At 51.5% G+C, this 12812-nt stretch carries 8 protein-coding genes and 1 tRNA gene; 2 read left to right on the forward strand and 7 right to left on the reverse strand.

Features of this window, described 5'->3' with window-relative positions:
* Positions 1–49: 49 nt before the first annotated feature.
* Complete coding sequence (locus DB48_RS10820; protein ID WP_041510292.1) at positions 50–988, reverse strand: SPFH domain-containing protein; 939 nt, start codon at positions 986–988, stop codon at positions 50–52.
* A gap of 139 nt (positions 989–1127) precedes the next feature.
* On the reverse strand, positions 1128–3578 hold the full coding sequence (locus DB48_RS10825; RefSeq protein ID WP_041510293.1) for an EAL domain-containing protein: 2451 nt from the start codon (positions 3576–3578) through the stop codon (positions 1128–1130).
* Positions 3579–3819: 241 nt separating this feature from the next.
* Between DB48_RS10825 and DB48_RS10830 the strand changes: the two genes are divergently transcribed.
* Both DB48_RS10830 and DB48_RS10835 read left to right on the forward strand, forming a co-directional pair.
* Positions 3820–7335 carry an ATP-binding protein gene (locus DB48_RS10830; protein WP_041510294.1) on the forward strand — a complete coding sequence of 1172 codons (3516 nt, stop codon included), beginning with the start codon at positions 3820–3822 and terminating at the stop codon, positions 7333–7335.
* 38 nt (positions 7336–7373) lie between these two features.
* A complete protein-coding gene (locus tag DB48_RS10835; RefSeq protein WP_052813754.1) occupies positions 7374–7841 on the forward strand; it encodes a response regulator in 468 nt (155 codons plus the stop codon).
* Positions 7842–7923: 82 nt separating this feature from the next.
* Here DB48_RS10835 and DB48_RS10840 read toward each other — a convergent pair.
* From DB48_RS10840 to rpsU, 5 genes are all read right to left on the reverse strand, one after another.
* Positions 7924–8000: transfer RNA gene (locus tag DB48_RS10840), tRNA-Ile, on the reverse strand.
* Positions 8001–8216: 216 nt separating this feature from the next.
* A complete protein-coding gene (gene rpoD, locus DB48_RS10845) occupies positions 8217–10058 on the reverse strand; it encodes an RNA polymerase sigma factor RpoD (protein WP_152619144.1) in 1842 nt (613 codons plus the stop codon).
* 125 nt (positions 10059–10183) lie between these two features.
* Complete coding sequence (gene dnaG / locus DB48_RS10850; RefSeq protein ID WP_041510296.1) at positions 10184–11911, reverse strand: DNA primase; 1728 nt, start codon at positions 11909–11911, stop codon at positions 10184–10186.
* Between the two features lie 97 nt (positions 11912–12008).
* Positions 12009–12452, reverse strand: coding sequence for a GatB/YqeY domain-containing protein (locus tag DB48_RS10855; protein ID WP_041510297.1), 444 nt, complete (start codon positions 12450–12452; stop codon positions 12009–12011).
* 6 nt (positions 12453–12458) lie between these two features.
* Positions 12459–12674, reverse strand: coding sequence for a 30S ribosomal protein S21 (rpsU, locus tag DB48_RS19910; RefSeq protein WP_006080725.1), 216 nt, complete (start codon positions 12672–12674; stop codon positions 12459–12461).
* Positions 12675–12812 lie beyond the last annotated feature (138 nt).

Genomic DNA, 12812 nt, shown 5'->3' on the forward strand with positions numbered 1-12812 from the left:
GATGCGGGCTTTTTTGTGCCTATGAGTCAGGCAGGTATAGCTAGCTTACTTACTGCTTCTTACTGGTCCTATTCCACAGCACGCTCTGGTCGCTGCCCATGATGGTGGTGGGCATCTGGCCGTTCCACTGCTGGGCGCGTACATAATCCACCAGGGTCTGCGATTCTCTCAGCGCCTCGGCTTTCTTCTTGATGGCTTCGGCCTCGGCGATACCCTTTAAGCGAATGGCTTCGGCCTCGGCGATGGCCTCGGTTTGAATCGCATAGGCCTTACCGTCGGCTGTGGCCTTGGCGGCATCACGCTTGGCGTTGGCCGTGTTTACCTCACGCTGGGCCTCCAGATTCTGTCTTTCAAGACGATGCTTCTCGGCGGCCGCTAGGTTTTTCTCTGTCTGCTTGGTCTCGATAGACTGGATATACTTCTGCGGCAGGCCCAGATTTTCCAGCTGCGCCGAGTCGAGCTTGACCGGGTACTCCTTCATCTCTTCGATGAGGAAGTCTTCGATCTGGGCGATCACCCGACTGCGGTTTTGGATGATCTCCTCGGCCTTATAGCGTGCAAGGGCATCCTTGGCGGCCGATCTGAGTTTTGGATCCAGAATGCGAGACTCGAACTGGCTCAGGCCACCATAGCTTTTGAACAGATCGAAGGCCTGGTCGCGATTGACGGTCCAGTTAATCGACACCTCGGCGGTGACTGGCATCTGCTCGTGGGTCGAGGCATTGAGCTTCTCGACATTCTTGCGAGTACGTATCTCTAAGATCTCTACCTTGTCGACGAAAGGGATCTTGATGTGCAGGCCCGGGTTGACCTGCTCTGTCGCTTGACCGAAACGCTTGATGATGCCCACATGTCCCTCGTCAACCGTGTACATGGTCTGGCTGAATAGAATAAGGGCGAAAAGTAAGCCGGCGACCAAGACAATGGCGCCTTTGCCTTTGCTCTTTATGGTCGATAGGTTGGCGATATCCTTGGGTAGTGTTGTCATGCTCTCTCCTTCGTGACGGTATCTCTAGGCCTTAAACGTACGCATGAGTAACGAGTGTTACACACAGGTTAAGGCGCTGAGGATGTTACGTTATTTCCCCTTAGAGTCAAGGGAAGAGGAGAAAGGGAAGAAGGAAGGGTTAGCGAATAAAGCGTTGATCAAATTCTGTTAGGGGGAGTGGCTTGCTGAACATATAGCCCTGGCCCTGTTCACACTCCAGTGAAACCAGTTTTTGCAGCTGCTCAGCATCTTCTATGCCTTCGGCGATCAGTTTGAGCTTGAGGGATTTGCCCAAATGGATCACCGCCTTGACGATATCCAGGCTCTGTTCATCTCCCAGCATATCCTTTACGAAAGACTGATCGATTTTTAAGGTATTTACCGGGAAGAACTTGAGGTAGCTGAGACTCGAATAGCCGGTGCCGAAATCATCGATGGCGATGCTCAGCCCAAGTGAGGAGAGGGTGTTGAGTACATTGAGTGCCTCATCGAAATCATACATGAGGGAGCTTTCTGTTACCTCAAGTTCCAGGAAGCTGCTGTCGAGCCCAGTGAGTTCAAGCACCTTGGCCACAGAGTCACAAAAGTCGGGGTTGTTAAATTGCTTAGCGGCTATATTGACCGCTATCTGCAGAGGCTTGCCTTTATCCTGCCATGCCTTAGCGGCCATGCAGCTCTGCTTTAAGATGATCTCTCCCAGTTGATGGATGAGGCCTGTCTCTTCCGCAAGGGGGATGAAATCTAGGGGGGAGATCAGCTTGCCGTTGGGATCGTAAAGCCTGGCGAGGGCCTCGGCGCCGATGATCTGTTTGGTTTTTAGATCTACCTTAGGCTGGTAGTAGACCTCAATGGCCTCGGTATCGATGGCGTTGCGTAGCAGGGTAACCAGTTCGTGACGTTTAACCAGTTCCTGCTCCAGATCTTCTGAAAAATAGCAGAAGCGGTTGCGGCCCAGGTCCTTGGCGCGATACATGGCGGCATCCACATGGGTCATCAGCTCCTCGGGCCTGAGGGCGTCCGAGGGGTAGATGCTTATGCCGACGCTGGCCGACAGGGTATATTCCTGACCATCGATACGAAAAGGCGTGTTGAGGCTTCTCACGATATCGGTGGCGATGGAGTCAACCTGGCTGGTGGCGCTCAGAGAGGGGAGCAGCAGGATGAACTCGTCACCACCAATGCGCCCCAGGGTGGCGCTGGGATCGATGAGGGACTGTAATCGTTTCGATACCTGCTTGATCACCTGATCCCCATAACTGTGGCCTAAAGAGTCGTTGAGGTATTTAAAGTGGTCTATGTCGATCAACATTAGGGCGACGCTTGTGTCGTAGGAGTCGGCCACGGCGCAGGCATGATTGATCCTGTCATGTAACAGGATGCGGTTAGGGAGATCCGTGAGTTGATCATGATTTGCCAGATGACTCATCTTAAGTGACATGGCCACGGACTCGCTGCAGTCATGGAACACCATGATGCCACCAGTGACCTCGCCCTCGCTGTCGGTAATGGGCGCCGCCGAATCTTCTATCTGAAATATGGTGCCATCTAAGCTGGTGAGCTGACAGTTGAGCGCCATGGCGACGTTGCGCTTCTCGTTGATGGCGATGGTGACCGGGTTGGGGCTACGGTATTTGGTCTTGGCATCGCAAAGATCCATTACCTGCTCGATATGCAATCCGATGGCGTCACGGCTTACCCAGCCGGTGAGGCGCTCGGCGATAGGGTTCATAAAGGTGATCTTCGCCTTACTGTCGGTGGCGACGACAGCATCGCCTATGGTATTGAGCATGATCTTCAGGCGGCGATTCTCCATGTCCAGCTGGCTCTTGGCCTGCTTGATGGAGGTGATATCCGTTAGGGTCAGCAGCAAGCCTGAGATACTGCCCTCGTGCTTCCTGATGGTGAGATGGGCCTGGGCATATTCGGTTTTGTCTGGCTTATTTTCCAGGGCGATCTCAAATTGATGTTTGAGTTTGTTGCTGGCGATGCGCGTCAATAGCTCTTCATACAGTGCCTTGGGTAACAGGCTCGAGGCCGGTTTGCCTAGCGCGTCTTGGGGGATAGTGCCGAACCACTTGCCGTTGTAGTCGTTATGGAAACGGTTGAGCAGATCCTTGGACCAATAGGAGATGTATGAGGGGATCTGATTGACCAGGGCCTGCATGTCTTGGCGTGCCTCTATGATGGTCTGCTCCTGACGCTTGAGTAGCAGGTGGTTCTTGACGCGCAGACGGCAGGTGGTGAGATCTATGGGCTTGTGGATGAAGTCTATGCCACCTGAGCTGAGGGACTTATATTCGAAGCTGCTCTCGCTATGGGCGGTGACGAAGATCACCGCGCTGTTGCAGGTCTTAGGATTGTTCTTCAGGCGCTTGCACATCTCGAAGCCATTCATTTGTGGCATCTCGATATCCAGTAATATGATGGCGGGTTGATGTTGTTCTGCCTTGTCCAGCGCGTCCTGGCCGCCTGTGCTACAGATGATCTCGGCCAGATCGGTAAGGGACTGTTCCAGTAGATGTAGATTCGCGCTTTCATCGTCGACAACTAATATTTTTTGCCGAGCCTCCACATCGTTGCCGAAAAGCATAAAAGAATTCCTTTTCAAATCTGCCGCCTACATTTAGCTTAGCCGACTATAATCAGTTTGCTTAGGGATTTTTAATGCTTAGAGATGAAATTGCGCTCGATTACTACTTTTGAGTTAGTCAGGGGCGTCAAATAAGCATACTTTCCGATAGCGTTTCGTGCGGGGTATCACTTGTACATGAATTATATTTCTTAAATAACAGTGTGTTACTGATTTTGGATGTTAAAAGGAGTTAAAGTCCATGGTGCGACAGATTTCACGCTTATCTTCTCTCTTTGGCGGACGTTCATTGCTGTTGATTGCCTCATTGTTAGTGCTGGCGGTGGCATTGATTATCGTCGCCAGTTTTGAGTCTCAATTAAACCAGAATATCGTCGATAGTCTGCGCGCCGATCTTGAGGCTCAAAGCGAGCAGGTCAATAACCAGGCTCAGCACAGACTCAACTCTTACTTTAATAACTTACGTTTTCTGTTTGAGACGCCACCTATCTCAGGCTTGTCGAGGGCGAAAAACAATCAGGGAATCGATCCCGTGGATGAGACCCGCTACGGCCAGTGGCGTCATCGTCTCGAAACCATTTTCGTCGCGTTTTTGCAGAACAATAGTGAGTATGAACAGCTTCGCATACTAAGCGCCGATGGCATGGAGCTGATTCGGGTTGACCGGCGCGGTGGCTCCGTGCAGGTGGTTGAAGATATCAACTTACAGGACAAGCAGGGGCGGGACTACTTTCAAGCCAGCAAAGCGTTGCAACAGGGGGAGATATATACCTCGCCCATCACCCTGAATCGCGAGTTTGGCAAGATAGATTATCCATACCGTCCCATGCTCCGCCTGGCGACACCGATTTTTGACGACGCTGGTGGCCGGTTTGGCCTGCTGATCGTCAACATCAATGCCGGTGAGCTGCTTACCTCCTTTAAGCGGCTAGTGCCAGATCCTATTGACCTGGTGTTGACCGACGGTGAGGGCTATTTTCTGGTACATCCCAATGAGGAGATGCGTTATAGCCGAGATCTGCAGCCCGAGTTGGTTTGGGATAAACACTACCAAGCGAGTAAGACCCTTAAACGCAATTTTGAGCTGGTGCTGGACAGCTACCATGATAATAGGCCCTATTATGCCTATAGGCGGACAATTACACTGTCAAACGATGCCCTGAGTGGGCGGCTTACCGCCACTTTGATGGCCCCCAAACAATATGTGCAGGAGATGGCGGTATCGCGTCGTATAAGTGTCTACACCTTTATGTTGGCCATTGGCGGGCTGTTTCTATTTGTGGTCATTATCCTGGGACGCAGTGCCCGCAATAGTCAGGCGCTCGCCAAGGAAAAGGCGCAATCAGCGGCCATCATAGATGGCTCCAAAGATGCCATCATAGGGGTGGACAGCAGCGGGGTGGTTAATAATTGGAACCGCGCCGCCGAGTTGCTGTTTGGCTATGACGCCGATTATGCCAAGGGGCACTTTATTAACGAGCTAGCGCTGCTACCCGAAGTCAATCTGGCCGAGTTGGTGAGCAAGGCTAATCAGGGCAATAAGACGCTTAACCTAGAGGCGGTTCTGCCGATGAACGAGGGGCGTAATGTGGATCTCTCTGTGTCGGTTTCCCCCATCTTAGGAGAAAACAAACTTGCCTTGGGCGTGGCCGTCATCATGCGTGATGTCTCGATCGAGAAGCAGGCGGCCAAGAAGATCCAATTGGTCAACACAGAGTTAGAGAAGAAGGTGGCCATCAGGACTCAGGAGCTGCAAAAGGCCAGCTATGTGAAGAGTACCTTCATTTCCAACATCAGCCATGAGATGCGCACACCGTTAAACGGTATCGTGGGCACCCTGAATCTGGTTCGTAAGGAGTCTCTGAGCGAGCGACAGGAGCGTTATCTGGAGATGGCCGAGGTGAGCGTAAATGCCTTGTCGGCGCTGATCAATGATGTGCTTGATCTCTCTAAGATAGAGGCGGGCAAGTTAGATCTGGACATCAGTACCTTCAGCCCGCTCAACCTGGTTGAGAGTGTCTGCAGTAGTATGGCGGTGAAGGCGCAGGAGAAGGGGGTTGAGTTTGTCATCGATGTTGTCGATCTTCGTTGCCAGAGTATAGAGAGCGACGCCCATCGACTCACCCAAATCCTCACTAACCTGGTGAACAATGCTATCAAGTTTACCGAGCAGGGATATATCAAGGTGAGGGCTTTTAGTCGTCTGCGAGAGACGGGAGAGCTGGAGTTTACCTGTCAGGTGTCTGATACCGGCATAGGCATTGCCGAGGAGAACCAGGCCAAGCTCTTTACCGCCTTTTCCCAGGCGACCTCCAGTATCGCGGGGCAATATGGTGGCACAGGTCTGGGGCTTTCGATCTGTAAGGAACTCAGTGAGCTACTCAATGGTAAGATGAGTTTTGAGTCGCATCAGGAGCAGGGGAGCAGCTTCACCTTCACTATGGTGTTGCATCAGGGCCAGTTTAAGTTGATGGCGCCCGAGGCGCTGCTCCATGAGATGACCTGTAGTGTCTTGTTGGTCAACCAGGCGCAGCAGGCCTGTGTCGAGGGGGCAGTCGCGCGCCTAGGGGGTAAGTTGCTGCCTGGCGCGCCTATTCGTGACTGGCTCAATCAGGATGCCCCTGTACCAGAGGTGCTTCCTCATGTGTTGATTGTCGAGCAGCGTCACTCACTGCTTACGGATCTCGATAGCCTCTGGCCGACGCTGGCGGCGACCCATAAACGCTTGCCTAGGGTGCTGGCATTTCAAAAGAGTGCCGACGGTAATAAGTCACTGCAGAATATCGAGCTTGAATATTTGAACAACCCGCTGCTGTTTTCCGAATTTATGCACAAGTTCGGCGCCCAGAAATCTGTCACTGGTGTTGAACCTAGCCAGAGCAAGCGTGCACTGTCGATCAGCGACGAGGAGGCTCTCTGTGTCAAAGGGGCACGTGTGTTGGTGGTCGATGATAACGAGATCAACATAGAGGTTGCTCAGGGCGTCTTGTCGGAACTGTCGCTGGAGTTTGTCAGAGCCACCAATGGGCAGGAGGCACTAACCAGGCTACGGGAATGCGAGCAAGAGGGACTGACGGTACAGGTTATCCTGATGGATTGTCAGATGCCGATACTCAATGGCTATGATTGTACCCGGGCGATCCGCGCTGGGGAGGCGGGAGAGGTGTTTGTCGATACCCCCATTATCGCCATGACGGCCAGCGCCATGATGGGTGAGCGCGATAAGTGTATCGAGGCGGGCATGAATGATTATATCACCAAGCCTATCCTGGCTGAGCGTCTACAGGAGAAGGTGGTCGACTGGTTAGTGTCGGTCTGTGAGAAAGCCGATCAGGAGGTCATGCTGGAATCCCAGCCCCATGAGGAGATCCAGGTTAACGATGAAGATTATGTCTGGAATCGCAAGCTGGCTCTGAGTCGGCTGATGGACAATGAGGTTTTGTTTGCCGAGATTTGTCAGATGTATCACGAGACGACGCCTGGGCAACTCAGGGAGCTTGAAGATGCGATTGCCGCCGAGGATTTTGAGAAGGTGCGCCAGCTTAGCCATGGGCTTAAGGGGCTCTCCAGTAGCTTAGGCGCCATACAATTGCAGGAGCAGTTTCTGAGCCTGGAAATGGAGGCTAAGATGAAAAACTGTGACAAGTTGAATCTACTCTTCGGGGTGATTAAGCCTTGCTATGAGAAATTGATGGAGCGCCTGCAGGAGACGCTCGAAAACCAGGATGAGGTACAAAATGCCTCAGCCCAAACTTAATGAAAGAATTTAAACAATTAAAGGTCGATAGGTAGTTAATGGAACAGAATAACAAATTGTCTCCATTAGTTTTTTCTCGTAAGGGGAGAATACTGATCGTCGATGATATGCAGGTCAATATCATCATTCTCAGGCAGCTATTGAGCAAGGAGTATGAGATCGCCTCGGCCCTGAGTGGCCAGGAGGCTCTCGCTCTGTGCGACAGCTTTAAGCCGGATCTGTTGTTGCTCGATATCGAGATGCCGGGCATGTCGGGTTTTGAGGTCTGCCGGCAACTGAAATCTCAGTCTGATACTCAGGACATAGCTGTGATCTTTGTCTCGGCACATAATGACGAGGAGCAGCAGGTGAGTGGCTTTGAGTTGGGAGCGGTAGATTTTATCCATAAACCGCTCAATGCAGTGATCGCCCAGGCGAGGGTGAAAAACCAGATACAGCTGAAACGTCAGTCGGATCTGTTGCGCTTTATGTTGCAGCAGGAGGGCAGAGGCAAGGTGCCGAGTTAGTCTTGGGCGTGGTAAGCCTTAGAACGAGGCGATACGGATAACAAAAAAGCCTGCACAGGGTGCAGGCTTTTTTGTTTTAAATTGGTGGCCCCTCACAGACTTGAACTGTGGACCTAACGATTATGAGTCGTGTGCTCTAACCAACTGAGCTAAGGGGCCGACTTAAGATAGTCGTCACTATCGAAAGCGCAAAGAAGTATACGAGGTTTAAAAGCGCTTGTCACCACCGATTTGGCAAGAATTCTGAACTTTGAATTCAACTGCTTATCTGTTGTGCAATCGGCTTGTTAGGCGGAGATAAAAATAGAAAAGCCAGCACTATGGCTGGCTTTTCGGCTCTGTTTTAGCTGTCTGTCTTAGCTGCTTTTAGCGAGTCTATTCATCCAGGAAAGATTTCAAGATCTCTGAGCGAGACGGGTGACGTAGCTTACGCAGTGCCTTGGCTTCGATCTGACGGATACGCTCACGAGTTACGTCAAACTGCTTGCCCACTTCCTCTAGGGTGTGGTCTGTGTTCATATCGATACCGAAACGCATACGCAGTACCTTGGCTTCACGTGCAGTCAGGCCAGCAAGTACTTCGTGAGTGGCGTTCTTCAGGCTCTCGCCGGTCGCACTGTCTAATGGCAACTCGAGGGTTGTATCCTCGATGAAATCACCTAAATGCGAATCTTCATCATCGCCGATAGGGGTTTCCATTGAGATAGGCTCTTTGGCAATCTTGAGTACCTTACGGATCTTGTCTTCCGGCATCAACATGCGCTCGGCCAGCTCTTCCGGTGACGGCTCGCGTCCCATCTCTTGTAGCATCTGACGGCTGATACGGTTGAGTTTGTTGATGGTCTCAATCATGTGTACCGGGATACGAATGGTTCTCGCCTGGTCGGCAATCGAACGTGTGATCGCCTGACGGATCCACCAGGTCGCATAGGTCGAGAACTTGTAACCACGACGGTATTCAAACTTGTCCACCGCCTTCATCAGGCCGATGTTACCTTCCTGGATCAGATCCAGGAACTGTAGGCCACGGTTGGTGTATTTCTTGGCGATAGAAATTACCAGACGCAGGTTAGCCTCAACCATCTCTTTCTTGGCGCGGCGAGCCTTAGCTTCACCGATAGACATGCGACGGTTGATATCCTTGATGGCGGCAATGGCCAGGCCGGTTTCATTCTCGATGGCATCGAGCTTGGCACGGCAGCGTTGCACGTCTTCGGCAACCATCTCCAGCCCTTCGGCATAAGGTTTCTTGGCGGCAATCTCTTCGTTGAACCATTCGATGCTGCTTTCGTTAGAGGTGTAGACCTTAACGAAGTTCTTCTTCGGCATCTTGGCCTGCTCGACACACAGCTTCATGATGAGGCGCTCTTGAATACGCACCTTGTCCATCATTTCACGCATGTTCTTCACCAGGCGGTCGAACTGCTTAGGTACCAGACGGAACTCTTTAAAGATCTCGCCAATTTCGAACAGGGCGGCCGTCGACTCAGGGTGTTCACGACCCTTAATCTCGATGATCTTTAAGGCTTTTTCATGTGCTTCACGCAGCTGTGTGAAACGCTCGCGCGCTTCTTCCGGATCTGGGCCTTTTGGCGAATCGTCTTCATCGCCGTCATCATCTTCGTCATCGCCCTCATCATCTTCATCGTCGAGATCGTCGTCTGACAATTCAGAGCCGATGTGAGTCGCCGTTGGCGCCACGTCTTCGGCATTGGGGTCAACAAATCCAGAGATAATGTCCGATAGTCTGACTTCTTCAGCTTCGTAGCGGTCGTACTGCTCAAGGATCATGGCGATCGCTTGAGGGTATTCGGCTACAGACGCCTGAACCGTGTTGATCCCTTCTTCGATACGCTTGGCGATAACGATTTCGCCTTCGCGAGTTAGAAGTTCTACCGTACCCATCTCGCGCATGTACATACGTACGGGATCTGTGGTACGACCCAGTTCAGCTTCAACCGTAGCCAGTGCTGCGGCAGCTTCTTCGGCAGCATCTTCATCGGTGCTGTCTTCAGACATCATGATCTCATCGGCATCCGGCGCCTGCTCATAGACGCGAATACCCATGTCATTAATCATCTGGATAATATCTTCGATCTGATCAGAATCGACCATATCTGCAGGCAAGTGATCATTCACTTCTGCATAGGTTAAATAACCTTGCTCTTTACCTTTGGCAAGCAACAATTTGAGTTGCGACTGCGGAGTCTGCTCCATAGATATCATCCAAGTTGGGTAACTGTTACAACGACGGGCAATGTGTGCCGCGCAAATCGTCAATTATAGCCGTGTGCACTGTGCTGTGCTAGTCCAAGTGTTTACTTTATGAGACAAATTTTGCTCTAAGCTTGCCCTTGGATCACTGCAATGAGCTTTTTAAGTTGCATCCGCTCTTCTTTAGTATGGTGCTGTTTTAAGCTCAATTCCTGATAACGTTGCTCAATATATTGATTGTTCAACCAAATCAGGGCTTTTTTGAACTCTTGCTGAAGGTTTTCATCCGCCACTTGATGCTCCCATTGGGCTAATTTTTTCAGGGTGTCTAATTGTTGATCACCCCTGAACTGTTCAAGTAGTTGTGCGCTGTTAACCTTCTCGGCGCGAGTTCTGTCGAGTAAGAGGCTGAGCAAATCTATGCCAGCCATCTTGATATGTTTTAGCGCAGGCTGCACCGGCAGGTTATTGCCAAGGTGCGGATGCTGTACCAACAGGGCGATGGCCAATCGCAATGGGGTACCGCGTCCCTTAAGCGCTTTGTTTTGCAGAGGCTTATTTGCGTCAATGCGTTTAAAGCCGAGTTTACGCTGCAATTCTTCTGCACTGTTCATGCCGAGCTTGTAGGCTAGATTCTCCAGCAATAGGCTCTGCAGAACAGTGTCTTGTACTTTCTCTATCAGGCCCATGGCTTGTTTAGCCAGGGTGCCTTTGTCCGTGCCGTAGCGGTTGGCTAAGGTATCGAACAGAAATTCCGGTAGTAGCATGGCCTCGGCAATCAGCTGCTCGAAGGCCGGTTTGCCTATCTGACGCACCAGAGAATCGGGATCTTCCCCCTGGGGCAAGAACATAAACTTCACCTGATCGCCGGGCTTGAGCAGGGGCAGGGCAGTTTCCAACGCCCGCCAGGCCGCCTCGTTACCCGCCTTGTCGCCGTCGTAACAGCAGACCACCTCTTTGGCGCTGCGCAGCAATAGCTGGAACTGATCTGCCGTGGTCGAGGTGCCTAGGGAGGCGACGGCATAGTCGACGCCAAACTGAGCCAGGGCCACCACGTCCATATAGCCTTCGACAATCAGGATCTGATTGGGATCCCTGTGTCTCTGTTTGAGTTCATACAGGCCGTAGAGTTCATAGCCCTTATGAAATATGGGCGTTTCCGGCGAATTCAAGTATTTCGGTGTACCGTCACCCAAGACTCTACCGCCAAAGCCAATGACCCGGCCGCGACGATCGCGGATAGGGAACATGAGGCGGTCGCGAAACCTGTCGTAACGCTTGCCGCTGTCGTTCTCGATCACCATGCCCGCGGTGAGTAACTTGTCCTGGGCATCTTGGTTTTGGCGATAACGTCCCAGCAGACCATCCCAGCCATCGGGGGCAAAGCCGATGTTGAAGTGTTCGATCACTTCATCGGACAGTCCTCGGTGGGCGAGATAGTCGATCACCTTCTGCTTGTCCGTGTGCTGTTTCAGTTGGTTCTGAAAGTAGCGGCTAGCCTCTTCCATCAACTGATAGAGGCCACGGCTTAGCCCCTCGTCGCGACGTTTGCCCGTGCCTTGTTCTCTGGGCACTTCCAGACCTAAGCGGCCGGCGAGTTCTTCGATGGCATCTACAAAGTCTAGCCTGTCATATTCCATGACGAAATCGATGGCATTGCCGTGGGCGCCACAGCCGAAGCAGTGATAAAACTGTTTGTCTCTGCTGACGGTAAAGGAGGGAGACTTTTCGCTGTGGAAGGGACAACAGGCAGAGTGATTTTTGCCCGCCTTCTTCAGGGGGACCTTGGCGTCGATGAGATCGACAATATCGGTGCGAGCTACAAGCTCATTAATAAACTCACGAGGTATCGCCATTGCTGTATAAATGCCGCCTTTTCGCGAAATTAAACCGAAAGAGTAGAAACAAACAAGCCGTGCGTAGGCACGGCTCATTCATACATCGAACTTAAGGTTACTTGAGTTTTGCCTTGATCAGAGCGCCAATTGACGCCATGTCGGCTCGCCCTTGTACCTTAGGTTTCAATGCTCCCATTACTTTGCCCATATCCGCCATGGATGATGCACCTACCGCTTGGATAGTAGCATCGACTAGCTCGGCAACCTCTTCTTCAGAAAGAGGCTTAGGCAGGAAAGTCTCGAGGACTCGAATCTCTCCGGCTTCTGCTTCTGCTAGTTCGTTGCGACCCGCCGCTTCATATTGAGCGATAGAGTCGCGACGTTGTTTAACCATTTTGGTTAAGACAGCTATGGCTTGATCATCATTTAGCGTTTCGCGGTTATCCACCTCGATCTGCTTGATGGCAGCCAGTGCCATACGAATTGTTCCCAGACGCACCTTATCTTTGGCGCGCATGGCTTCCTTCATCTGGTCTTTTAGCTGATCAACTAGGCTCATAAGAGATTAGTATAAACGTACGCGACGCGCGTTTTCGCGAGAAAGCTTCTTAGCAAGACGCTTAACTGCAGCAGCTTTAGCGCGCTTACGTGCAGTAGTTGGCTTCTCGTAGAATTCACGAGCACGAACGTCGGCTAAGATACCAGCTTTTTCACAAGAGCGCTTGAAACGACGTAGAGCTACGTCAAATGGTTCATTCTCACGTACTTTAATAATTGGCATACGCCATCACCCCTTAGGTGTAGTTTGTATTGAGTTAATTTCTTAACCCAAGTTAATTTAAAAATGGTGCGGAATTCTATACCGACTGTCGACCTTTTGTAAACCCCTTATGGCGATCCTTTCGGGATCCTTTATCGG

Origin of the sequence: Shewanella sp. cp20, assembly GCF_000832025.1 — a bacterium.
Classification (GTDB): Bacteria; Pseudomonadota; Gammaproteobacteria; order Enterobacterales; family Shewanellaceae; genus Shewanella.